The sequence below is a fragment of the Mesorhizobium sp. 113-3-3 genome (assembly GCF_016756495.1).
In the GTDB taxonomy this organism is placed as follows: Bacteria; Pseudomonadota; Alphaproteobacteria; order Rhizobiales; family Rhizobiaceae; genus Mesorhizobium.
This window is the reverse complement of record NZ_AP023244.1, coordinates 179,048-203,660: the sequence shown is the minus strand read 5'-3', so window position 1 is coordinate 203,660 and position 24,613 is coordinate 179,048. Positions and strand designations below refer to the sequence as shown.

The window sequence follows — 24,613 nt, the reverse complement described above, 5'->3', positions numbered from 1 at the left end:
GGTCCAAACTGCGCTCAGCCCTGAGAATTCAAGTGTGGAGTGGATTGGTGAATAGGCTGAAGGTTATGACGATCGTCGGGACGCGCCCCGAAATCATCCGATTGTCGCGTGTTATCGACCGGTTGGATCAATCGTGTGACCAATGCCTCGTCCATACGGGGCAAAACCATGACTATGAGTTGAATGAGATCTTTTTCGAGCAGCTTAAGATTCGCCGCCCCGATGTGTTTCTTGAAGCATCAGGGAACACGGCTGCCAAAACCATTGGTCGCGTGATCGCGGCGACCGATCAAGTGCTCCGCGAGCGTGAGCCAGAAGCGGTTTTGCTGCTTGGAGACACAAATAGCTGTCTCGCGGCAATTGCCGCCAAGCGATTGCGGATTCCTGTTTTTCACATGGAGGCCGGCAACCGTTGTTTCGATTCACGGGTTCCGGAAGAGATAAACCGCCGGATCGTTGATCATGTTGCCGACATCCATCTGACCTACAGTGACATCGCGCGAAGCTACCTGCTGCGAGAGGGGATCGCACCCGATCAGATTATCAAGACGGGCAGTCCGATGCTTGAAGTCCTGACCTACTATAAGGATGAGATCAACAAATCGGACGTCTTGGGCCAGCTCTCTCTTGAACGTGGAAAATACTTCGTGATGAGCGCTCATCGCGAAGAAAACGTCGACCCACCGGACAAAATGACCCGGATTGCTCAGATCGCCAATCACATAGCGCAGGAACACGACATTCCGGTAATCGTTTCGACGCACCCGCGCACGCGTTCGCGGCTGAACTCGTTGAACCTCGAAATGAACTCCAGAATCCATTTTATGAAGCCCTTCGGCTTCCTGGACTATGTGCATCTGCAGATGAATGCGAAAGCAGTTCTATCGGACAGCGGCACGATCACGGAAGAGTCCTCTATCTTGAATTTTCCTGCTCTCAACTTGCGCGAGGCTCATGAGCGTCCAGAGGGGATGGAGGAAGGTGCGGTAATGATGGTGGGTTTGGACATCGACCGGGTATGTCAGGGCCTTGCGATCTTGGAAAGCCAGTCGCGTGCGGCTGAGCGAGGGCTCCGTCTGGTTGCCGATTATGATATACCCAATGTCAGCGAAAAGGTGGTTCGCATAATCCACAGCTATACCGACTATGTGAACCGCGTTGTGTGGAAGAAGTACTGAGCGACTTCCAGATGCGGATCGCTTTGATTGCGGATACCTTTCCACCGCTGCGCACATCGGGCGCGGTGCAACTGAGGGATCTTTCCCGGGAGTTTGCGCGACAAGGGCATCGGCTGACTGTCATGCTCCCAGCGGCCGACTTGGCCCGCCCTTGGGCTATTGAAGAGCTTGACGGGGTAACGGTGCTGCGCCTGCGAGCTCCGCCTACCAAGGAAATTGGCTATGTGAGGCGTACCTGGAATGAGTTCATCATGCCCTTTGCCATGTTGCGCAATCTGCGCAAAAGCCCGGTGGCAGGGCAGCGTTGGGATGGGATTGTTTGGTATGCTCCCTCGATCTTCCACGGACCCATGGCCAGCGCGCTAAAGCGCGAAAGCGGCTGCAAGGGGTATCTTATCATTCGTGATATCTTTCCCGAATGGGCCGTTGATATGGGTCTGATGGGCCGCGGTCTGCCGTACCGTTTCTTTGATGCCGTCGCGCGCTACCAATACTCGATTGCTGATGTGATCGGAGTGCAGACGCCGGGCAACCTAGCTTACTTCGGTCGGTGGCTGCGGAAGTCTGGGCGCGTGCTTGAGGTGTTGCAGAACTGGCTGGACAAGCCTTCAAACGTGCGTTGTTCGATCCGTGTCAGTGACACGCCGTTGGCCGGGCGCAAGCTGTTCGTCTACGCAGGCAATATGGGTGTGGCTCAAAGCGTCGGCATTGTATTGGACTTGGCGCAGAGAATGGCCTCCCGGGTCGATGTGGGATTCCTGTTCGTCGGTCGCGGCAGTGAGGTCCGAAGACTTAGAGAAAAGGCGCAGGCTCTCGGCCTCACTAATGTGGTCTTTTTCGACGAGATCCACCCCGACGAAATCCCGGACCTTTACGCACAGTGCCGGATTGGGATCGTCTCGTTGGATCTTCGCCACAGGTCTCACAACATACCAGGCAAGTTCCTGACTTATATGCAAAGTGGCCTCCCTGCACTGGTGCGTTTGAACCCTGGCAACGACTTGGCCGAGCTGATCCGAAACGAGCGAGTTGGCGAAGAGTGCCAGAGCGATCAGCTGGATGAACTGGTCGCGAAAGCGGAAAGGTTGCTGGTACAGGTTGAAACGGATGCCGACCTGCCCGGACGTTGCAAGCGATTGTTCGACCGCCAGTTTTCCGCCGAACGGGCGGTGTCCCAAATAGCAGAAGCGCTTTCCAGGCCATAATCAATAACGCCGCGACCGTCGTCAGAAGGAGAGGGCAAAGGGCCTTCCCCATTCGGCCAGGGCCGCGATGAGTACGATTTCGGTTGGGTTTTCCGGCGGCGCGTGATCAGCAGCTCCGCGCTAGCCGACGACATGTTGTGAGATAATCCAGGATGGCGGCTATGGTTGCCGGAGAACCAGACGACGTGCGTTTGAAGAATGTCAACGGCCAATGGATTGTTCAGGTCGTCGAGAACGGCAAGGTCACTCGGCGTTTATTCAACGCTCAAGACCTTGCCGAGAGCTACGCCGAGCTCCAGCGAATGAGACTCGGCCTGCCCGGAAAGCCACCAATTTGCGAGGACAACATTGTGAATGAGCGCCCTAAAAGGCTTCGTGAAGTACCAGACTTCATGATCGACGATGTTCTCGAGCTCGCCGAGTACTCTGATCGGGGTATTGTCACCACGGTAGTTGATACGCACGGCCTTCGCCTCCGTCTCCACCTCACCGCCGAGACCTCAGAATTGCTTTGCGAGCGCATTGCCGACGCGCTGGAGCGCCGCTACGGCAAATAGGGGCCGTCCTGCCAAACCGCCCTCGTGTATCGACAAATCCGTGGTCACGCCATGCGGCGGCTCTATGGCCGGCGCGGCCAGGATACCGAGAAAGCCCGTCGACACTATCAGGATTGCGGAGGCTAGGAACGTCGATGAATAAATGGATCGCTATTCCTGCTGTGGGCCTGGTGTTTGCCGTGGGCTTCATGGCTGTCATCGTGTCGCAGAGGGATAAACCGCGGCCGAAACCGCGTGTCACGCTTTCACCATTCACCGGACACCTCAACATTCCCTCGATCGACGATCTGCGGGTCGGGGGCCGCAAAATTGTCCTGTGCGGCGCGGCGTCGACAAAACCTCTGGCTTTGCGCGACATGGTAACAGAAGCGGCGCGGCGTGATTTTCAGGGAATGATTTTGAACTGCAAACCGGGAGGCTCAGGCACTCCCTGTGACGGGAAGACCGGTGCGAGCCTCGGGGACGCAGTGGTCGTCCAGTGCCTCATGCCGGACGGTGCTGACTTGGCTGCTGTTCTTACTCAAAAGGGCTTACTCTGTGGCCAGCCTGGGCAGGTTGGGTCGACTTATCGAGCTTGTTGACTTTATGGTTCTATACCGCCGGTCGCGACCTTCCCATCCTTGATCACGACCAGCTTGCTTAGATCGCCAGATATACCCCCTTCGGTCTCACCAATTATGCAAGCTGAAATCCCAAGACCAAGATCAATCTGATTTCCGCGTCCGCTTGTGATCCGAGATCCCATGATGTGCAGATGGCCGAATGGGCCAAAGCTTGTCACCATCTCAACTACCGTAGATATTTTTCTGCCAGGAAGAATTTCGCTGCCGATGATATTTAAGGACGATGATCGGTTGCCCCCTGCAAAAACTATATTCGCCCTTCCGTGATTTTCTTCCACATGACATCCGACCATGGTTACTTTGCCCGCATTGGAGAACTCCATGGTGACAACGCCATCGTCGGCATTTCCATCGAAGTTGTTGCCCTCGATCTCGCATTGGTTGAAAGTGATTACGCTATTCGGGAAGTTTTCCGCAAACCCTGCTTTAGTGTTTTCGAAAATGAAGCATGAGTTGAAATGGATGTCATTGGCACCGAACGTTTTGGTGCTGGTGAAGTGATAGCCGTAGGTATTGCCGTAGAGCTCCACTTCAAGGAAACGCAAAATCAAGGCGCCGACACCAGATATGCCTTTCTCATAACCCCTGACCTTGCAATTGCGAACTCGTACAGTTGCTCCATTGACAATGGAAATACCGCTGGAGCCAGCAATATCACGGCCCGGCCCCGAGAAGGATAAACCGTCCATTTCGCTTCGTTGCTTGACCTGTGGTGCGGGCGTCGGGTTCGAAGGATCGAATTCGAACGCCGGGCCTGCATGGGTCGAGACGATCTCTGCATTGTCCCCCAATATCTTGATGCTGCGAAACTGAAAGTTCCCATAAACCCGGATGGGCGCACTGATTTTATAGGTGCCTTCGGGGATTCTGACGACGCCTCCGCCAACCAGCTTCACCTCGTCAACCGTGCGCTGGATGGACGCGGTATCATCTTTTACGCCATCGCCAGCTGCGTTGAATGAGAGAACATCGTGCCGAGGTGTCTTCGCTACGGCCGGAGCCGCTGCAATAAGAGGAGCGGCACCTAGAAATTGCCGTCGATCCATTTGCCTCTCCCTCTCAGTCGGCACTAGGCAACTACCAAATCCCTCCATAATTGTCTCCCGCAGAAGACGGGACCCAAGATTTTGTGATGAAGCTTATGAAAGATGTTCGACAGTTTGATTCTATGGCCGCACTGCGCGCACTCTTCATCATCGCTCTCCCTGCCATCGGAATTGCAGGCTACATCGGCGCTTACGTTTTGATGGCAGCCTGGGCACTGGGTGGCCCAATGAGAGCGGTAGAAGCGCTTTGCCTCTCCGTGGTCGTAGGTTTGGCAAATCCAGCCCTCTTTCCTGCACCGGATTCCGTGGCGCTGCTCCGTTGGCTTGTGCTTTTTGCAGCATTTGGAACCGCGTTGTTCTCAAAGCGGCCGCAACCCTGGCTTTGGCCCCCTGTTCTGAAGGCTGGTGCCGCCTTTGTCGCGGTGGTCGCAATGGAAACCCTAATCTCGAGCTACGCCAAGGATGTGTCGCTATCCAAGTTGATAATATTCTTAATCGGCGTCACGGCGGTGGTATTGAATGTGCAGCTCGCCAAAGACGAGGACCAAGACCGGCTAATCCGATGGATGCTTACCTTTAACTCAGTCTTCGTGCTTGCTAGTTTTCCTTTGCTATTCACCGCTGTCGGATTCTTTGCAAACAATCATGGCTTCCAGGGCTTATTAAACCAGCCGCAAGCGTACGGCGTTTTCCTGGGGCCATTCACCGCATGGATGATCGTTCGGGTCTACACGGGCCGGTCGCGCGGTCTGTTTTGGTGGATTGTCACAACCCTTTGCCTCGTTTCTCTGGTTGCCACGGAAGCACGCACCGGCATGTTAGCGGTTCTGATTGCGCTGCCGTTCGCGGCCATAGTTGGGCGCATATCGAGTGAAGGTCATGCATTCAGAGCCATCATAGCTGCCTTCTTTTTGTTCGGTGGCGGCGTTTTCGTAATTGGCTATGCCTACGATGCTGTCATGCCGGCGGTCCAGAGCCTCGCCTTCAAGCTCAACAATGCCGATACCTTTTCTGGCGCGCTTATGGAATCGCGCGGTCTCGTGATCGATAAATCGCTGCCGAATTTTTATGCCAATCCCATTTTTGGCATCGGATTTGGCCTTCCGTCTTCGCCGTGGGACTTGGACGTAACGCGGTTCATGGGCATCCCCATTGGAAATCCAGTCGAGAAGGGCGTGATCGTCCTTTCTGTGTTGGAAGAGCTCGGCATTGTCGGTTTTATCGGGTTCGCTTTCCTCGTGGTCGCCGTCGTTTATCGACCTCTTATTTGGAGGTCTGAGCAGGCTGTCGCGATCACGTTTGCTGCCCTTGCTACCAATGCAGGAGAAGCGACCTTGTTCTCTCCGGGTGGCGTTGGAATGATGGTCTGGATATGGCTTGCATGCGGAAGCTGTGCTCCGCTCCGAGTGGTATTGCAGCCACCTCGAAAGACTGCGTTTCAGTAGCGGATTTCGGCGACGGAACGTTCGTTCCGTCACGGCAATGATCCATCCAGATTCCGCCATGGGCCCTCTGCGCCGAAACGATGAACGTGAGAGGACAGTCTGTCTCGGCGTAGCGGCGCTCGAAGAAGCGGGCAAAGGAACCGGTGTGTTGATGGCTTTCTCGAACAGATATGCGTTGTTGCAAATCCCCGCGACCAATCTCATCGAGGCGTTCGGGCATTGTCTTTGTAGTCGGGGTCGCGAAGGTGAATTCTAAGAGTTCTCCTTCGCGCCATGAATATTTCCGGCCTTGAAAGGTTTCTGACCTCAATATCTTTGCAATAGAATAAGTTTTCATGCAAGATATCACGCGTAAAGATAGTAGTGTTCGCGTAATATACGAATCAAAGCTTGCAGATAAGGTTCAAAAATCGAACGTTGCTAACAAGTTACTGCAACGAGGCGAATAATGACTTAAACGTCAAGACGTACGAAAGACACCTGATTACGTACGCATACAATATTGTAACACTCATAGGTAGTCACTACATTGGAAAACCGGTTGACCATCTAAGATATCTCATAAGACTTAAAGCTGTGATCATAGATAAAGCAACTGACATTTTCAATTCGCCTAACTCCCGCTTCTTCGCTACGTGCTTACACCAAATATGCTAATTCGTAGTCGCTAATATACTGTGTTCAAACAGGCACGTCTTGAATCAAAAGCTTATCTCGCACGTGCGAAATAGGTTGGAATCAGAACCAAAAGCTGTTAGGCGCTTACCGCAAGCATTGACTTGGGCGCGTCTGAACGACGCAAACAAAGGATCGAAGCAGATGAACATTATTTTGAAAAGTGCGTTGGCCGGGGTGGTCACTTTGGTCGGGTTTGGCTCAGTTCCAGTTTTCGCTCAGGATGCATCGTGCACTTGTGCGACGGCTTATCAGGGGCCGGCAAGTCCAATCGGATCGATCCAAAGTGTAAGTGGCAATGTGATGGTTTCGCAGACGGCCGGCTATGGGCCTGCCAAAGCGGGAAGCGCATTGGATTTCGGCAGTCGCCTGGTGGTTGGCGCCAAGGCCTCGGCGTCCGTTCAGGTTGGAGATTGCAGGCTAAGCGTGCCAGCGAATTCAAGTCTCGACATTTCGCGCGTCGAAAACAACATCTGTCTCAAGGTAGTGAATCCCGAACACGCTGCTTCCGCGGTAAGCCCCGAGCAGACGGGTGCCATTGACCCCTCCCGCAAGCCTGCATTTGGCTTGCCTGCGCAGTTTTTCGCAGGCGCTCTTCTCACTGCCGGAGTTCTTGCGGCAACGCAGGATGATAACAACGGCGTGAGCCGCTAGGCGTGTTCGTTCGGGTTCCAGGTGGCTAGGCCAGGCTAAGATGAGCGTTCGCTATCGGTTTGTTGCTGTCTCGGCTTTTGCGTCGATGGCAGCGCTCATCCTCAGCCTTCACGACGATGACAATTCTGTCGGCACGTAGCTGAATCTGGCGGCCGGCCCTCCGCGGTTGTCAATCGCAATGAGCGGGTGACACGTTTGTCTACCCTCTCGGCGAAGTCGCTGTTTTGCCCTTACGTGGCCAGAAACACTTATGATCGACCTGCATTCTCATATCTTGCCTGGTCTCGACGACGGCTCGCCTGATCTTGCTGAATCGCTGGAAATGGCGAGGTTGGCGGTGGCCGACGGGACGACCCATATGGCATGTACGCCCCATGTCGTACCTGGTATGTATGAGAACGGGACGGAGAATATCGTCGAGGCGGTCCGTTCGTTGGAGCAAGCGCTACGGCGCACCGAGATCCCGCTTGCCCTTTACGTTGGTGCCGACATCCATATAGCTCCCGATCTTCCAGATCAGCTAACGGTCGGCAACGTGCCGACCTTGAACAGTTCACGCTATTTTCTGTTCGAGCCGCCTCACCATGTGTTGCCGCCGCGGTTGGAAGAACTTGCTTTGCGCCTCCTAGAGGCCGGGTTCGTCCCGATTCTCACCCATCCGGAGCGTTTAACCTGGATCAAGGCAAACTATGACGTGGTCGAAAGGCTGAATAGGCTCGGCTGCCTCATACAGCTTACTGCAGACTCGATTATTGGCGCTTTCGGGCGTACCGCGCTCTACTACTCGGAAAAGCTGATAGACGAAGGCCGGGTCGATATTATCGCATCCGATACTCATGGTGCTAATCGCCGCCGGCCTGGCCTTTCCCAAGCGTTTGACGCTGTCGCGAAGCGGTGCGGGGAAGACGAGGCCTACAATATGGTAGTGAGGCGGCCGAGCGACATTTTGGCGAACCGGCCGCTAGAGCCTGTTGGAAAAACGTTTGCAAACAAGCCAAGCCCCGACAAGGTCGGCCGCTTCGGCGGGCTCGGCCGTTTGCTAAAGGCCGTGTCCTCATGAAGCGCAATTTGATGAACTGCGCCGCGATTACGATAGTCGTGATGCTCGGTTCCCTCGGCGTTTCGGCCTGCACGAGCACCTCGCCGACGGCGCCGGCCTCGATCGATGCGCTGCAGCTCACATCATCATCATCGTCGGTTCCCTTATCAGGCGGTGGCGCTCTGCAGATTGTGAAGGATCTTCCCGCTCCTCAAAACAGCCAGAACGGCAGTGAGCAGCCCTTGTCGCCGAATGACGTGCTCGAGGTCGATGTGTTCCAAGTCGACAATCTCAATAGGACGGTTCAGGTCGACGCCGGCGGGCAAATTTCGCTTCCCCTCATCGGAACCGTCACTGCAGCAGGAAAAACCGTCCGTCAGTTGGAGAAGGAAATCGAAGCCGCTTATAGCGCGAACTATCTCCAATCGCCGGACGTGACAATCTTCGTCAAGGAATCGATCGGACAACGCATAACCGTTGATGGCGAAGTCAACAAGGCGGGGATCTATCCCGTATCGAGCAACGCTTCATTGATCGACGCGGTCGCACTTGCAGGTGGGTTCAATACTATTGGCGATGCGGGAAAAGTCTTTGTTTACCGCAATATCGGTCAAAACACGCTGGTCGCGAACTACAACGTCGAGAGCATACGCGCTGGCAAAAGCCGCAATCCACGCATCTACGGTGGCGACAAGGTGGTCGTGTTTCCATCAAAATCGAAAATCGCTTTGAACAATCTGAAGGACGCCCTCGGAGTTGCGTCAACCGCAGTGAGAATTGGCGTGCTTGCGCCGTAGTGCGGGTCGCATGTCAACGCCTATGAACCAGGATCGCCCGGACTATGCTCGATCGTAGCAGGCAACACCAAATAGCAGCTCCCGGACATGGCCAAGCCTTGTCTTCGGATCTCTACTATGATGGTAGCCAAAATCATGGCCCGTATGGCCGCGATTTTACCGAACAGGATCAACGGTTTAATCCGCTCAAGCTGCTCTTCTACGTTGTCCAGTATCGATGGCTGATCGCCATGATGATGGCGGCCGGGCTTGTTGCCGGCGTCGTCGTGACCATGATGCAGACGCCCAAATACCAGGCAACGACGCAGCTGGAAGTCTTAGTCCCATCGGCGAAGGTCTTCCAAGACATCGAAGTGGTTTCCGAAAGCAGCGATATACGAGCCTTTCAGACCGCTCGTGAAAAGTTGAAGAGCCGGGCATTGGCGCAACGCGTTGTCTTCCAACTGGGCCTCAGCGAAAAGCTGGACTTCCTGTTTCCGACGCCGGATTTTTCGATCAGCAATATTTTCTATCGTGCCTTCAGAATCACGAAAGCACCCTCAATTGAAGAAAAAACTCCGGAACAACGTGAAGCCATTGCGATCAAACGCGTTTTAGACAACCTCACGGTTAATCTAGTAACCAACACAAGTTTGCTGTCCATCACCTTTTCGGACCAGAAGCCGAAATACGCTAGCGATGTGGCCAACCAGGTTGCACAGAGTTTTATCGATCAGCGGGTGGATCAAACCAGCGAAACGTCTGACTTGGCGCGGCAATTCATCCAGGAGCAGGTTTCGCAGGTCAAGCAGAAGCTCCAGAAATCCGAGGAAGAGCTCGTCGCTTACGCAAGGGATGCTGGCATTACGATCACCGGCGACGACAAGTCGCTTATCGGGTCGAATATTGAGGCCCTCAACGCAGCGCTCCAAACGGCGACCCAGGAACGGTCGGATGCCGGATCGGTTGTCGATCAGATCGACAAGGGACGTGGTGGCAGCCTTGGCCCGGTGCTAGAAAGCAAGGGCCTGCAGGTACTTAGTGATAAGCTGGCTGATCTCAACAGCCAGTATCAGCAGAAGCTGGGCATATTAAAGCCCGGCTTTCCGGAAATGCAGCAATTGCAGTCCCAGATCAAGGAACTGCAGCGCGTGTACAACAATGGGGTGCTGGCGATCACCGATTCGCTTCGACTTAAATACCAGCAAGCCCAAGACAAGGAAGCCGATCTTAAAGAGAAGCTTGCTGATATGGAGCGGCAGCAGGTCGCCTTCAATGACAAGAATATTAAATATACGATCCTGAAGCGTGAGGTCGACTCAAACCGGTCACAGTATGACAGTTTAATTGCCAAGCTAAACGAAGTTGGCGTGAGTTCCGAACTCAAGACCCAAAGTGCCGCTATCGTGGACGTCGCGACGCAGCCGGCGGCGCCTTATTCTCCACGCCTGAGCATCAATCTCGCAATTGCATTGGCTCTCTTCATGGCCATCAGTGGCTCGATTATTTATGTTATCGAGCTGCTGAACAACACGTTTACCAATCCCGAGCAGGTCGAAAAGGAACTCGGACTGGCGATGCTCGGGATCTTGCCCCATGTCGACGATCGCGAGCTCATTGCCAGCATTGCAGACCAGAAGTCAGGCCTATCCGAGGCCTATCGGTCGCTTCGAACATCTTTGCAGTTCTCCGGCGCGGAAGGTGCGCCGCGCTCGCTTCTGGTCACCAGTTCAGAGCCGGCAGAGGGTAAGTCTACGACGGCCTTCAAGCTTGGCCAGGATTTCGCAGCGCTCGGGGCAAGGGTGCTGCTTGTCGACGGCGATCTTCGAAAACCGAACCTTCATCGATTGTTTGGTCTCGACAATACGATCGGATTGAGCAACCTGCTGACCAACACCGTCCGTAAAGAAGACCTCGTTGGCATCTTCCGGTCAACCAAATACGCAAATGTGACGGTTCTGACATCCGGTACCATTCCGCCCAATCCTGCGGATCTTCTATCGTCACCAAGAATGGCGATGATCGTGACCAATCTCAGCAAACGCTACGACTTGGTGATTATCGACGCTCCGCCGATCGTTGGCCTATCTGACGCCCCCATCCTCAGCCGGCTGGCTGAGGGAACGTTGATGGTTATTTCGACGAAGCAGGTCACGCGCAAGTCGGCGAAGACAGCCTTGAAGCGTCTGCGTGCTGCCGGTGCCAACGTGGTTGGGGCCGCAATGTCGAAGTTTGCGGTGAACAAGTTCGACTACAACTACGCCTATAAGTACATGAATTACCAATATTATAACTATGGCGCCAGTACCCCGAAACTTGAAGGTAAAGTTGATGACGGCGCAGACCAGCCCGCTCGCGCAAAATCTTCGACGTTCAAGCATTTGGTTCGTCGCATCCGCTCTAGTGTTAGCGGCTTCGTCGATCGGGCTAAGTCGACTCCTTGAGAGAGACATGCCGGGCGTGTCAGTGGCGCTGGATCCGTTAAATGTCGACGCTTTGATAGCGGAAATTTCCGGAGACCTGAACGATACAGCCACCTCTCCGGATCTGGACGCGCTGGCCGCCAGGGCAAATGACGCACTTCGCTTTAATGTTGGAGATGCACGCATCTATAGCCTAATCGGCGAGATAGAATACCGACAAGGCAAGATAGATGACGCGTATGCGCTCTTTGACCAGGCGCGAAGGCTGTCGAAAACGGAGATCCACGCGCTCCAGAGATCGATTGGCCATTCAATCGAGATCGGTGATCTGACCAAGGCTGTAGGCGAGCTCGATACCCTGTTGCGCCGCTGGCCGGATCAGTTTCCGGCCATCGCCGAAGGCCTCCCGGCAATCCTTTCGAACCCTGATGGATATCACACCGTGCTGGCAGCAATGGCGGCGGGAGCACCGTGGCGGGGGACCTTGTTTTCTGCTCTTGGAAAAACACCGCAAGGGCTCGATTTCGCAAATCAGTTGCTTCTTGATCTGGCCGGATCCGAAGCGCCGCCGAAATCGGGCGAACTGTCCTCCGTGATCACCGGGTATATCGCTCAGAAGGAGTATGAACAGGCTTATCGGCTGTTTCTCTTCAGTCTGTCCGACGACGAACGAAAGCTAGGTGGATATGTTTTTAACGGCACCTTTGAACCCGGCTACGGTGGGAAGCCCTTTGATTGGCAGGTTCGCGATCAGTCAGGCCTCGAAGTGACGTTCGCGACATCCCAGGATGCAGTCGAAGGCGAGGGGGGGGCAACGGTTCGGTTTTTGAACACGCCGGTGAAGAACACTGCTCTCCAGCAATATGTCGAGCTGCCGCCCGGTTCCTATAGGATTTCGTTGGTCGCATCGGGACGCAACCTGAAGCTGCCCAAAGACCTCTTCTGGACCATCAGGTGTGTGGATCGGACGCGCGAAATAGCGCGGCTTAACATTCCCGAGGGCACCTTCAATCGTCAGAGTCTCAGCCAGGAATTTTCGGTGGGGTTGGACGAATGCCCCATGCAGCTGCTGCGGTTGGAAACTGCCGCAATAGCTGAGAGCTGGCGGTTTCGCTATATGGGTAGCTTGGTCATGCACAAATTAAACATTGAGAGAAATTCGCCTTGAGTGCGCGGCCGTCGGAATGGGATAAATATCTCCTCGGCTCGGTCTTGTTCACCGCCCTGCTCATAGGCGGTGGTACGGCGAGCGGCCTGTATACCGATACGCTGATCGAGATAGCAGCAATTGTCTCGGCGGCGGTTGCCTTTTCTCGGACGTCAACCCAAACAATCCCTGGATCGGTGCTCTGGCTGCTTATCATGGCGGTGGCGCTGGTTTTGCTTCAAATCGTTCCGCTGCCTGCCAGCCTTTTTGTCGGCCTGCGGCCGGGAGTGCTGCTCGGCGCTCCCTGGCTGGTTCATGGAACTCGGTTCATCAGCGTCGGGGTAGGGCGAACGATCGAGTGTCTGCTGTACGTGGCAGCATCGGCAGCCTTTCTCCTGGGTGTCATGCGTTTGCGCTCCGATCAAGTCTACGGCCTTCTCCCCTTCTTTTTCATGGGTGTAATCTGCAACGGATTGGCTGGAGCGATTCAATATTCGCTATCAGATAACATCGCGATCGAGGGTTTGTTGCCATTCACGATCAATGCGGGACTTTTCGCCAATCGAAACCATTTTTCGGCTTTGCTTTTCGTCTCCATTCCCTTCGTCATCTATTACGGCCTGTTCCGCAGTCATCTCTTGTCCGGCGCGATCGGCCTGGTCGCGCTTCTGCTGCTCCTTTTGGCGACGGGGTCCCGTGCCGGCGTTCTTATCGGACTGGCCATTACCGTGGTGTCCATCATATTTCTCTCGGTTCGCTCGAGAATAAGTGGTGTTAGCGTATTTGCGCTTTTTGTTGGGCTTTCGGTTTACGCGATGGGAGCATGGGCGACGCTCGATGCAAAGGATCTCGATCCGACCTTCGGGCGCGCGGAGTTTGCCCGCACGACCATGGATGGAATAAAAGAGAATTGGGTTACCGGAGTCGGATTTGGGAATTTTCAGAAGGCCTATCAGATATATGAAAAAGAAGGGATGATATTCAGGGCGTATGTAAACCATGCCCATAACGAGTATCTTGAAATTACCTTCGAGGGCGGAGTGATCGCTGCCATTTTGATGGCGTTGTACCTATTCCTTCTTCTGGTGGCGTTTACCAGAATTCGCCGCGACTCCTTTCAGAAGGCAGCGTTTCTTTCTGTAGTGTTTTTGCTCGTGCATTCTCTTGTCGACTACCCGTTGCGAACCGCGGCGCTCGCGATGGCCTTCGCCTATATGAACGCGATCATCTTTCATCGCGGGTTTGCGGAGCGCAGCAGCCAAAAGCCGGAGCTGGTAGAAGTCGACCATAATGGCGACAAGCTGTTTGTTCCCGTTGGTGCGTCTGGGTAGGGCGTGAGCCTGCGGCCGAAATTGTGGGTAGAGGCTGCCGGCGCGCTTCGTATCAGTGATGCCGAGACGCCGCATCCGCGCACAAAGAACACGGTCGCCGCTTACAAGACACCGACGCTGAGGTCCCGGTCAGGGCCCACGCAGGGAAAAGACCGGCGCGAGGTGCCGGTCTTGGCTGATGAAGACGGTCGACGACGTATCGCCGTTTCCTCCCTGATTGCTTCAAGCAATCAGGCGGCTTGGCGTACCTTCAAAGCCTTTTCAAAGACATCCTTGATCGGCTTGGACACGTCCTCGGTAGCTCTCAACATCAACGCCTGGAGGGCCTTGGCCTGCTCGGCGGAAGTCTCCATTTGCTTGTGCAGGAATGCGGCCTGCAGTTCGAAGAACTCAGACGGCGACAACCAGCGCTTCGAGGTGCGTGAAGCCGGTTTCGGCGTTGGCTTGCAGTGCGGCAATCGTCTTCGCGAGGACTTTGCTGGTGGTCCTGGCCATTTCAAAGGTCGACTCAACAGCCGTTTGAGCCATTTCAGCGTCCGAGCTCAATTTGGAGAATATTTCCTTCGACTGCTCAACGCTTTGATCGGCGACAGCGCGAACTTGCTCGACAGGCTTTGACGGTTCGAAGGTAGGGGATTCGACGTTTTCGATCGTTTCGGTCTTACCGGTGATCTTGGACATTTTTCCATCCTTTTTGCGGGGGGCGGCCGCGAAGCAAAGCCGCCTCCTTCACGTACGAAATGGTCGCAACGGATTTGTGAAGCTGATGTGAAATTGCACGCGGAGTACGCGTCGAACAGCGGCATTAGGATGTACCGCCGAGTTTGGGATTTCCTTGGCGCCGCCTGACTTCCGCGCAGCTGACGTTCTGTCCTATGAGTGCTGTCCCGTAATGTCGACTGCGGGGACCGGCTGCTCGGGCACATCCTGCTGCGCTGCAAGATCCTGCTTCAGTCTCCGATGCAACGTCCCCCAGATCGATGCCTTCTCGTTATCGGTCTTCAGCTTTCGGGAGGTCTTCTTCTCAACAATGAACGGCTTAGGCTGCTGACGCATAGATCCTCCAGGCGACGAATCGCAAAAGAACGATATCGCCTGCGTTCCTGAGTGCAACAGGGGTCGAACGGCGACGTCGTATGCACTCGCTGCAGACTCGCATCTGCTGCAAGCTTCGCGACCGCGAAAAGCTCGCCAGGTGGCTCGACCCGGGACCGGTCCGACATTTTTGAGTGGTTAACAGGCCAGATGCCCGGCGTGGATCACTCAATCCATCTCTTGAGCGCTCCCATTGCCGACGGCCTCTTTCAGCCGGCCGAGCCCCCGCGCGCCGGATTTTGATGAGGTCCCTTTGGAGATTGGTCTCTGTTAAGAGCGTAAGGTCTGCGCCGTCTTAGCGCGTTGCTGGTCACTGGACCACATAATCAGGCGCTCGCCTTTTGCGGTTGGCTGAACGTATTGTCAGGGCGCGGCAGACCGAAATGGTCCCTCAGCGTTGGCCCATCATAATCGTGCCGGAAAAGTCCGCGCCGCCGCAAGATCGGCACCACCTCATCGGCGAACACGTCGAAACCGCCCTGCAGATAGGGCGGCATGACATTGAAGCCGTCCGCGGCACCATTGTCGAACCATTCCTGAATGTTGTCGGCGATCTGTTCGGGCGTCCCGGCCTGGACCCAGTGCCCGCGCGCGCCGGCGAGGCGGTGCAGCAACTGGCGGATGGTAGGATTCTCGCGCTCGATGATGTCGAGTACGACGTGGAAGCGGCTGCTCGCCCCGCGCTCGCCCTCGACGCTGATGAGCTCGCGCGGAAATGGCCCGTCCAGATTGTAGTCGGAAAGGTCGGCGTCGACGATGCGGCGTAGCTGGTCAAGCGAATATTCCGGCTGCGTCAGCTCGTTGAACTCGTCTTGCAGAGCGCGGGCTTCCGCCTCGGTTGAACCGATAAACGGGCTGATGCCGGGCAGGACCTTGACGTGGTCAGGGTTGCGGCCAACCGACTTCACGCGCGCCTTGATGTCAGCATAAAATTCCTGCGCGTTGCCGAGTGTCTGATGGGCTGTGAAGATCGCCTCGGCATAGCGGCTTGCGAACGACCGTCCGTCTTCCGAAGAACCGGCCTGGACGTAGACCGGGCGCCCCTGCGGCGAGCGCGGAAGCGTGAGCGGGCCCTTCACCCGATGATATTTGCCGATGTGGTTGATTGCGTGGATCTTGTCGGTGTCGGCAAAAATGCCGGACGCCCGGTCCGAGACCAGCGCGTCGTCCTCCCAGCTGTCCCAGAGCTTCGTCACCACATCGACGAACTCACCGGCGCGTTCGTAGCGGTCGGCGTGGGTTGGATGTCGGTCAAAGCCGAAATTCAACGCTGCCGACGCATCGCCGGTGGTGACGATGTTCCAACCGGCGCGCCCGCCGCTCAGATGATCGACAGAAGCAAACAGCCTGGCCAGGTTGTAGGGTTCGTTGTAGGTGGTCGAGGCGGTCGCGATGAAGCCGATGCTTTTCGTCACGGCCGCGAGCGCCGAAATCCATGTCAGCGGCTCCAGCCTGAAGCGACTTGCGTAGCGGATGTTGTCGGCGAGCGCGGGTCCATCGGCAAAGAACAGCGCGTCGAACTTGCTCGCCTCGGCCTTTTTCGCCAGTTCCTGATAATAGGCGATATCCAGCGCTCTCTCAGGGGCGGAATCCTTGTAGCGCCAGCCGGCTTCATGATGACCGCCAGGATAGATGAAAAGGTTGAGGTTCAACTGTCGTGATGCAGTGGGCATATGTGGGGCCTCCTGGGGGGTAACGCTGAGCGACAAGTCTTCGGTCGCTTAGACGGGCAGCACGGGCCTCGTCTCGACGCCGAGATGACGCAGAAGTTCGGAGCGGATCTCGCCGAACCGGCGATGGCCATGATCGCGTGGCCTGGGGATATCGATTGCGATGTCGGCGGCGATCGCGCCATTGTCGAGCACCAAAACCCGGTCCGCCAGCGTCACGGCTTCGTCCACATCATGAGTGACCAGCAGGACGGCGGGCTGGTGACGGGCGCAGAGCTGGCGCAGCAGATCGTGCATGCGCAGGCGGGTCAGCGCGTCGAGTGCGCCGAACGGCTCGTCCGCCAGCAGCAGGTCAGGATCACGAACCAGCGAGCGCGCCAATGCCACGCGCTGCTGCTCGCCACCAGAGAGCTCGACCGGCCATGCGGTCTCGCGCCCGCTCAAGCCAACCTCTTCGAGAGCCGTCCGCCCGCGTGCGGCGGCATCAGGCAGATCGAGGCCAAGAACCACATTCTCCAGCACGCGTTTCCACGGCAGCAGTCGGGCATCCTGGAACACCACCGATTTCTTGTCGGGCGTATCGAGGCGGCCAGAGCCAGAGACTTTGTCATCGAGATCGGCGAGCGCGCGCAACAATGTACTCTTGCCCGAGCCGTTGCGGCCGAGAAGGGCAACGAACTCGCCCTTTTCGATGTCGAGACTGAGGCCGTCGAGGATGGTTCGCGGCCCGAAACTCCTTACGAGGTTCTCGACCCGCACCACGGGCGCACCGCTCAATCCGCCAAGGTGCGACGCCATGACAGCGACCTTTCCTGGAAGAACCGAACGATGCCGTCGCAGCCGAGACCGAGCAAGGCGTAGACGACGAGGCCGACGATGATAATGTCGGTCTGGCCGTAGTTGCGCGCCAGATCGATCATATAGCCGATGCCGCTGGTGGCATTGACCTGCTCGACCACCACCAGAGACAGCCAGGCGTAGGTTACCGCCAAACGCAGGCCGAGGAAGAAGCCGGGAAGGGCGCCCGGCAGGATGACCTGCCGGATGAATTCGCCGTAGCCCATCCGCAAGGTGTGGGCCAGTTCGACATAACGGTTGTCGATGCTGCGCAAGCTGTTATGGGTCTGGATATAGATCGGGATCAGCACAGCCAACGCGATGGCCGTCACCTTCATGCCCTCGCCAATGCCGAACCACAGCATCAGCAGCGGGATCAGGGCGAGCGTCGGTATCGCCCGCTTGATCTGAACCGGGCCGTCGATGATCGCCTCGCCAAGTCGGGACAACCCTGAAACCAGGGCAAGCACGGTCCCGATCAGGACTCCGAACACCAGGCCCTGTGCCGCCCGCCAGGCAGACGTCATCAGATGATCCTGAAGCTTGCCTTCGGCGATGAGATCGATGGCCGTGCCGACAACCGACCAAGGCGCCGGCAGCGTTCTTGGATCGATCAGGCCAGCGACACTGCCAAGGGACCAGATCACGAGAAGAAGTGCGGGCCCAATCAGCGCGCCAAACGGGATCGCTCGCCCAAGCGCCAGGCGGCGCCTCGTCCTGGTCTTGCAGGGCTTTACGGCGGGCGGGATCAACGCCCTCTCATCAGATGCATAGCCAATGTTGGCGGCAACGGCAGCGGTATTGGAGAATGCGTTCATCTGCTTCGTCCAGTCTTGGGGACCATATAATCGCGATTCTCAATGGCCGTCATAGGCCTGCCGAGGCGTTTCCCATGCCTGTGGGTGAATCTCGGTTTCCGATTAGATGTGCGGTACCGCGCCACCCGCTGGTCCTATCAGGATCCCGTACGTGACATCGGGAGAGCCGTTTGAGCAGGTGCGCTGGTATGCTGGTTGATTTATTACTATTAAATCGATTGAAGGAGTATACCGCCAGTAAATGCGTGCTCGAATGTGGCATTTGTACAAACGTGTAATTCGTTCCATTCGTGCAAGCGGCACTTATAGTTGCATAAAAGCAACGTCTAATTATATAACGCTGGCAAGCTAAACTTTGAACTTGCACAAATGAGCGTCCCGGATAGCGTCACGCTACGAAAGATGCACTACGATGTGCGTCTGTTTCGATCATGGGGGAAAAGACGGTCGTCCATCGACGTTTTCCCCTTTTTTATTGAGAGGCACAAGTTGAAGCCGCAACACGGCTGCTATGTCGCGACCATACGCAGCCGCAACACATCGCCGTCCTCCAAACTTCATGTCTTCAACGCTCTTTTCGGCGGGCTTGCTGAGGGAATGCTATTGGGAAAGCCAGATATGTCCGGGTCGAGTGATCCTGAGGATGAAAAGCGCCAGGCCGAGCTGGCAAGCTTTGTCATGAGGGAAGTGCAGCGCATTCTTGCCCAATGCGATGAGGCTAGGAAGGGTGACAAGGCTGCTGTTGCGCCTTCGGGTTCTCCTTCCACCGATTTGACCGCCGTGGCCGCCGAATTTCTTGGTAGGCTCGAGGCCGAAGCGGCGCGACGGCTAAACGCCCACGCCGGTGAGATCGCTTCGCGACCCCGGGCAGCCGATCATTCGCTCGGGCATCCGGTTCTGAAAGATTTGCCGAAAGAAGGCGCGCGCATTGCAGAGTGGGCCGGGCCAGTAGCGGGGTCGACGCATCTCGAGAGACGTTTTGGAATACCGCGGTCCACGTTGTATTGGTGGCAGCAGCATAATGATGTGGTTGCCTTTCGGAGAGGCTCCCGCAAGCATGTATTTCCCCTGGCTCAGTTCATCGACGGTAGGCCTATGTCCGGAATTAGGCAGGTCCTTTCCTCGATCTCCGATCCCAGATTGGCTTGGCTGTGGCTGATCAGCCCCTCGCCTCTTCTCAAGGGTCGCGTTCCTATCGAATTGCTCAGAGAAGGTATGAACACAGAAGTCGTTGCATCGGCCGCCCAGGCTATTTCTCTGATTGGATCTATCTGACGATGGGCCGGACGCCGATGGCGGATTGCGCACATTCTGTACGTGCGCACAAGCAGATGTACCAATTGTGCGATTTGTCCAAATGTCTAGTTGTCCAATTTGTGCAAGTAATACTGAAGATTTAGTGATAAAAATGCAACTGATACTTCGCTATATGGCCGGCAAACAGAATTTGAACTTGCACTAATTCGCCCGGTGAATAGCGTTCGAGCCGGGAAGGATGCATCGCGATGCGCATCTTTTTCGATCGTGGGGACAGGGAGCGGTTCGTCTGTCGACGTCCTCGCCCTTTTCAAATCTTTGAATGGAGATCAACTATGAACATCAAGAGCCTTCTTCTCGGCTCCGCTGCGGCCCTGATCGCAGTTTCCGGTGCGCGCGCCGCCGACGCCGTCGTCGTCGCCGAGCCGGAACCGGCTGAATACGTCAAGATCTGCGACGTATACGGCTCGGGCTACTTCTACATCCCCGGCACCGAAACCTGCCTGCGCATCGGTGGCTATGTCCGTTACGACATCGGTTTCGGCGACGTCGGCTCATATGACGGTGCGACCAACGAGGATCATCAGGACGGTAGCCGCAACCACACCTGGTACAAGAACGCTCGCTTCTCGCTGAGGACCTGGACCGGCCAGGAAACCGAACTCGGCACATTGAAGACCTACACCGAGACCCGCTTCGATTTCGGCAATGATCAAGGCGACTTTGGTACCGCCCCCAATCCCGCGCACGGCCAGGCCGTCTCTCTGAAGCACGCCTGGATTCAGCTCGGCGGTCTCCGTATTGGCAAGACCGATACGGCTTTCGAAAGCTTCATTGACTATGCCGGTAACGTTCTCAACGACACGCTGGTGCCCTACGGCGACCTCAACACCAATGCCATCCAGTACTACTTCGACGCCGGCAACGGCTTCTCGGCCGTGGTCTCGCTCGAAGAAGGCTCGGGCGTTAAGGGCACCATCGACAGCTACGTGCCGCACGTCGTCGGCGGCGTGAAGTACACGCAGGGCTGGGGCGCCATCACCGGCGTCATAGCCTACGACAGCAACTACGAGGAAGTCGCCGGCAAGGTCCGTTTGGACGTCAATGTTAGTGACACGCTCTCGCTGTTCGCGATGGCCGGCTATGGCACGGACGACAACCTATCGGATCCGACCTGGGCGATCCCGGGCCGCGGTCGCGGCATCTACAAGCAGTGGGGCGGCAACTGGGCGGTGTGGGGCGGCGGCACCTACAAGTTCAATGAGAAGGCCTCGTTCAATGCCCAGGTTTCCTACGACGAGTGGAAGAACCTCGGTATTGCGGCGAATATCGCTTACGATATCGTTCCCGGTTTCACGATCACGACCGAGGTCGATTACCTGCATGCAGGCCGCTTCGACGAATTCGGTGCCGGTTCCCCTGCTCCGGCCTTGAACTGGACCGGTGCTGACAAGAAGAACAGCGTTGGCGGTTTTGTTCGGTTCCAGCGCTCATTCTGAGGATTGAACGGCTCGTACCCCGCGTTCGAAGCGGGTAACTGCGAGCCTTCAATTTGGTTGTCGGCGGATTGCTTGATCACGGACCTCCAATCCGAGCTTTCGTCGATGAGAAGGGCGCCCAGTTCCCGGGCGCCCTTTTTCAGACTTATCGATCGGCCTTCGCCGCAAGCGAGATGGATCGCTATACACCGAAAATGTGAGGCAGACGCTCTCTTCATGCCAGCTACGCTGCGCCGATACGGCGCATGGCGCCTGCTCTAACTCAACAGCCAAGGCATGCGTTGATTGGCCCAACGTCGTACGTCCATGTCCGATCGGACGGCAGCGACCTTCTAGCCCAACCGGGCTCAGCGGTAGGCGCCGTCTGCTTGCCAAGGTTTTCCATAGCTGGTGAGCTGACGAGTTGGACGCCAAGCACACTTGCCGCCGGGCCCGTTAGGAAGGAAGCGGCGCGCTCCGGCTAGCAAGGGGCGAAGTGACGTGAGCTATGGTCCCAAGCGGCGACCCCCTTTTTTTCTTAAGAGCCTCTTTGTTCTCGCAAAAAATAGACGAAGTTAAATTCCGAGCGTTTCGGCTTGCCGGAAATTAGGGTCTCCTGTGGATAAATCCGCATGGCTTCGGGTGGTGGTGGCAGGAAGACGATGCGCGGGCGTGGATGGATCAAAGCGTTGCGTGAGGACGACGCTCGTCAGGTGCGTGCGCGCATTGCGGAACTGGAGCGCGACCTCATTGCGATCACATCTCAAGGACGCCATCGACGTTTCGAAGCCGGACTTGAGCTTCGCAATGCGAAGTTCCGCCTCGAATGCCTCGAGGAATGCATTGAGGGAGTGTCGGAGAAAGGTGCACGTTAGCGGGGGGCTTCGGTGCTCTTAAGGGTTGCCGCTGTGCGGCTGGTCGGAGAGCCAATGAAGCCTGCAACCGTGTCCTGTTTTGCTCGTCATCTACACTCTGGCCAATGTCGTCTATTGCCGAGTGACACAACTCAAAGTTGCATAATAGGAATTATGGAACCGACAATTTGTATATAAAAACAATGACTTAGCAGCAGATCAGCGCGCCGACTTGACCTCCTGCATGTTGCGAGCAGTTTTTGCACCAGCCACGCAATGTGTGCCACTCGCACAGATCGCCAAGAGAAACGTCCAACCCTGCATGAACGCTGCCCCTCGGCGATGGTCGCGGCGTTGGCAGCGCGGCTGTACTCACTCTGCAGCCAATCGAAGACCTGAGCGGGCATCGAGCAGAATTCCAACTTCACCAACAGCCTGCGCCGCCCGCTTGAGGATCGCCTCGGACCGCAGCACGCCGTCGGTGAAGTCCTTGTCGGTCGCGTAGACGGCCGTCGGCAGCGCAAAGGCCTCGAACAAGCCGCAGCGGCCGCAGTTGATGCTCGACGATCAGCGCGTGGCGCTCGCCGCCGCCGGTTGCCGTCAGAAGCACGGGCTTGCCCTTCAGCGCCGTCGGATCAATCAGGTCGAAGAAGTGCTTGAACAGGCCGGTGTAGCTCCCCTTGTAGGTCGGCGAGCCGACGACAAGCACATCCGCTGCAATAACCTCTGCAAGGATCGCCTGCGCTTTTGCGTCGAGGTCGCGCGCCCATCTGGCGGTACCCAGCGACGGGCCGACATCGTCGATGTCGTAGGTCCGCGAGGAGAGGCCATGGCGGGTGGCGATGTCCTGAACGATGAGGGCGATGAAAGCGTGTGTCTTCGACGGGCGGGTGATGTTGCCGGAAAAGCCGACGATGGCTGGATTTGACATTGGGGCAGACTCCGGGGTGGCTCCAGGATTGAGAGACAGGCGGCCCTGCCGGGCCGCTGCTATAGGCCGAGGCCAGCGGGGTGCAATCAGCTCCAAGCGTGCAGCGGCGGCTTCTCGCCGTTGAGGAAATACTTGCCGAGGATCGAGTACTTCCAGCGCACCGGATCGTGCAGCGTATGGGTGCGGGCATTGCGCCAGTGTCGGTCGAGATTGTGCTCGGCAAGCGTCGAGCGCGTTCCGGCCAGCTCGAACAGCTTCGCTACGAGAGACGAACTTACCTCTGCTCTACGCGGATTGATGCGGACGGGCCATCTTTAGGGTTGTCGGACCGACAAGCTCGCTTATTGTCTGTTCGGCCTCCTTACGGGACAGCCCCAACAGCACCCTACCCGCTGTCTCCGCCGGCCGATCGGAAACCAGATCATAGACCATCCAGTGGTCACACGGATCCCGCAGGACCATGAACCTCATGGCCGACGTTCGGCGCTCGTGATTGAACCTGTCCCAAGGAGCGCAAAGAAGCACGTCCATCTCATCTTGTACCTGCCGACGCGAAATGTCGGAAACAAAGACTCGCAGATATGATACCGCTCATCCGGTGCGGTCTGGACGCGGTCACTCGGGATAAACCACTCTCCCGTCGGCGGATCATTCCGAGAGTAGGGTTCAGGTTGCTTGACGTAGTAGCCATCCTTGGTAGGCCTGACGTCGCTGGAATCGATTGGATGGCAATCTCGATTGCCGCAGCACCTGAAATGAAGAACAGAGTCAGTCTTGCCTGTGTACCAATCATGAGCGTTGGCATTGCCAGCCAAGACAACCCACACTAACGCTATACCCTCTCGCAACCGCGTCATTGTATGGGCCATCGCAAAGCTAATATCATATTAGTAACAGCTAAACATCGCAGCTGGAGTCCAACTCCCCGGCGCAGAGGGCCCAACCGGGAAGAAAATCTGCGAGCGATAACGTTATCGACTATTGACCGACTTCAGGGTGTCAGGCGTGTCCATCCGTGGGCTGGCTGGTCGTCCATGTGGCGCGAATGTTTTTGACGCCCGCCGCTGCCGTCGAGAGGCTGTGCTTCGGACAGCTCATCACCGCAGCCCGATTTCCTGTTCTCATTGCATCGTAGTGGGCATGCTCACCCGTTGATCAACAAACGCCGTCGCAAGCGTGGGCCTCTCGAAAAGGCCTCCCTTGCGTTGACCATAAATCTTCGCAAGCCTCGCACCATCGAACCCCCGGTCATGCCAGATGTCTTCTCTTTATTTCGCTAGTACTCTTCTGCAACCGCTTGGTGCACTCGAACAGAGATAGACTGCACTGAGATGCAGGCTAGTTCATGCCATGTGCTAACTTCAGCGCCCAAGGGACTCCCCCACGAGGCGCGAATTACATACTGACAAAGTTGATAAAACAAGACTTCATACAATCATGTATGAAGTCCTGTTTAAACGTCAGCGTTGCAAATTAGGTTGCCACCTTTTGCTTCGTCTATTCGTTGATAATAAGCTTCTTCTCTACGGCTGCTCAAAGCTTATTACGCACAGCTAATGTTTTAGCGCAGGCCG

Annotated in this window: 20 protein-coding genes and 2 pseudogenes; 14 read left to right on the top strand and 8 right to left on the bottom strand. The window is 56.4% G+C overall.

Annotated elements, in window-relative coordinates; genetic code table 11:
• Positions 1–47: 47 nt before the first annotated feature.
• From wecB to JG746_RS35075, 4 genes are all read left to right on the top strand, one after another.
• A complete protein-coding gene (gene wecB, locus JG746_RS35090) occupies positions 48–1,178 on the top strand; it encodes a non-hydrolyzing UDP-N-acetylglucosamine 2-epimerase (RefSeq protein WP_199202092.1) in 1,131 nt (376 codons plus the stop codon).
• Entirely contained in the window at positions 1,163–2,383 is a 1,221-nt protein-coding gene (locus JG746_RS35085; protein WP_244730997.1) for a glycosyltransferase family 4 protein, read from the top strand. Before wecB ends, JG746_RS35085 begins: the two co-directional genes overlap by 16 nt.
• Before the next feature lie 161 nt (positions 2,384–2,544).
• Entirely contained in the window at positions 2,545–2,940 is a 396-nt protein-coding gene (locus tag JG746_RS35080) for a hypothetical protein (protein ID WP_199202090.1), read from the top strand.
• A 134-nt stretch (positions 2,941–3,074) separates the two neighbouring features.
• Positions 3,075–3,521: a hypothetical protein gene (locus tag JG746_RS35075; protein WP_199202089.1), complete on the top strand. Its 447-nt coding sequence runs from the start codon at positions 3,075–3,077 to the stop codon at positions 3,519–3,521.
• A 2-nt stretch (positions 3,522–3,523) separates the two neighbouring features.
• Here the strand turns inward: JG746_RS35075 and JG746_RS35070 are convergent, their stop codons facing one another.
• Complete coding sequence (locus JG746_RS35070) at positions 3,524–4,609, bottom strand: right-handed parallel beta-helix repeat-containing protein (RefSeq protein WP_199202088.1); 1,086 nt, start codon at positions 4,607–4,609, stop codon at positions 3,524–3,526.
• 86 nt (positions 4,610–4,695) lie between these two features.
• Between JG746_RS35070 and JG746_RS35065 the strand changes: the two genes are divergently transcribed.
• From JG746_RS35065 to JG746_RS35035, 7 genes are all read left to right on the top strand, one after another.
• Positions 4,696–6,054: an O-antigen ligase family protein gene (locus JG746_RS35065; RefSeq protein ID WP_199202087.1), complete on the top strand. Its 1,359-nt coding sequence runs from the start codon at positions 4,696–4,698 to the stop codon at positions 6,052–6,054.
• A gap of 819 nt (positions 6,055–6,873) precedes the next feature.
• Entirely contained in the window at positions 6,874–7,383 is a 510-nt protein-coding gene (locus JG746_RS35060; RefSeq protein ID WP_199202086.1) for a hypothetical protein, read from the top strand.
• A 250-nt stretch (positions 7,384–7,633) separates the two neighbouring features.
• Positions 7,634–8,443, top strand: coding sequence for a tyrosine-protein phosphatase (locus tag JG746_RS35055; protein ID WP_199202085.1), 810 nt, complete (start codon positions 7,634–7,636; stop codon positions 8,441–8,443).
• Positions 8,440–9,219 (top strand): polysaccharide biosynthesis/export family protein, encoded by a 780-nt coding sequence (locus JG746_RS35050; RefSeq protein ID WP_199202084.1) that lies wholly within the window; start codon positions 8,440–8,442, stop codon positions 9,217–9,219. Before JG746_RS35055 ends, JG746_RS35050 begins: the two co-directional genes overlap by 4 nt.
• Before the next feature lie 44 nt (positions 9,220–9,263).
• Entirely contained in the window at positions 9,264–11,642 is a 2,379-nt protein-coding gene (locus JG746_RS35045) for a GumC family protein (RefSeq protein WP_199202083.1), read from the top strand.
• 7 nt (positions 11,643–11,649) lie between these two features.
• Entirely contained in the window at positions 11,650–12,789 is a 1,140-nt protein-coding gene (locus tag JG746_RS35040) for a hypothetical protein (RefSeq protein WP_244730995.1), read from the top strand.
• Positions 12,786–14,099 carry an O-antigen ligase family protein gene (locus JG746_RS35035; protein WP_199202081.1) on the top strand — a complete coding sequence of 438 codons (1,314 nt, stop codon included), beginning with the start codon at positions 12,786–12,788 and terminating at the stop codon, positions 14,097–14,099. The genes JG746_RS35040 and JG746_RS35035 overlap by 4 nt, the downstream gene beginning before the upstream one ends.
• 230 nt (positions 14,100–14,329) lie before the next feature.
• Here JG746_RS35035 and JG746_RS37795 read toward each other — a convergent pair whose 3' ends face one another.
• The 5 genes from JG746_RS37795 to JG746_RS35015 form a co-directional block, all read right to left on the bottom strand.
• Positions 14,330–14,503 carry a phasin family protein gene (locus JG746_RS37795; RefSeq protein ID WP_342216568.1) on the bottom strand — a complete coding sequence of 58 codons (174 nt, stop codon included), beginning with the start codon at positions 14,501–14,503 and terminating at the stop codon, positions 14,330–14,332.
• Positions 14,490–14,780 carry a hypothetical protein gene (locus JG746_RS37790; protein ID WP_342216567.1) on the bottom strand — a complete coding sequence of 97 codons (291 nt, stop codon included), beginning with the start codon at positions 14,778–14,780 and terminating at the stop codon, positions 14,490–14,492. The genes JG746_RS37795 and JG746_RS37790 overlap by 14 nt, the downstream gene beginning before the upstream one ends.
• Before the next feature lie 740 nt (positions 14,781–15,520).
• Complete coding sequence (locus JG746_RS35025; RefSeq protein ID WP_199202079.1) at positions 15,521–16,867, bottom strand: LLM class flavin-dependent oxidoreductase; 1,347 nt, start codon at positions 16,865–16,867, stop codon at positions 15,521–15,523.
• A gap of 48 nt (positions 16,868–16,915) precedes the next feature.
• The gene (locus JG746_RS35020; protein WP_199202078.1) at positions 16,916–17,662 is read right to left on the bottom strand and encodes an ABC transporter ATP-binding protein; all 747 of its coding nucleotides are present in this window, start codon (positions 17,660–17,662) and stop codon (positions 16,916–16,918) included.
• Complete coding sequence (locus tag JG746_RS35015; protein WP_199202077.1) at positions 17,638–18,519, bottom strand: ABC transporter permease; 882 nt, start codon at positions 18,517–18,519, stop codon at positions 17,638–17,640. The genes JG746_RS35020 and JG746_RS35015 overlap by 25 nt, the downstream gene beginning before the upstream one ends.
• Before the next feature lie 369 nt (positions 18,520–18,888).
• On the opposite strand from JG746_RS35015, the gene JG746_RS35010 reads away from it, so the two are divergent.
• From JG746_RS35010 to JG746_RS35000, 3 genes are all read left to right on the top strand, one after another.
• Entirely contained in the window at positions 18,889–19,794 is a 906-nt protein-coding gene (locus JG746_RS35010) for an antitoxin Xre/MbcA/ParS-like domain-containing protein (RefSeq protein ID WP_199202076.1), read from the top strand.
• Between the two features lie 317 nt (positions 19,795–20,111).
• Positions 20,112–21,275, top strand: coding sequence for a porin (locus JG746_RS35005; protein WP_199202075.1), 1,164 nt, complete (start codon positions 20,112–20,114; stop codon positions 21,273–21,275).
• 611 nt (positions 21,276–21,886) lie between these two features.
• The gene (locus JG746_RS35000; protein WP_244730993.1) at positions 21,887–22,129 is read left to right on the top strand and encodes a hypothetical protein; all 243 of its coding nucleotides are present in this window, start codon (positions 21,887–21,889) and stop codon (positions 22,127–22,129) included.
• A gap of 351 nt (positions 22,130–22,480) precedes the next feature.
• On the opposite strand, the pseudogene msuE reads toward JG746_RS35000, so the two are convergent.
• Both msuE and JG746_RS34990 read right to left on the bottom strand, forming a co-directional pair.
• Positions 22,481–23,039: pseudogene (gene msuE, locus JG746_RS34995) on the bottom strand (FMN reductase).
• A gap of 86 nt (positions 23,040–23,125) precedes the next feature.
• A pseudogene (locus JG746_RS34990) lies at positions 23,126–23,299 on the bottom strand (SfnB family sulfur acquisition oxidoreductase); the annotation flags it as partial.
• Positions 23,300–24,613: the final 1,314 nt, after the last annotated feature.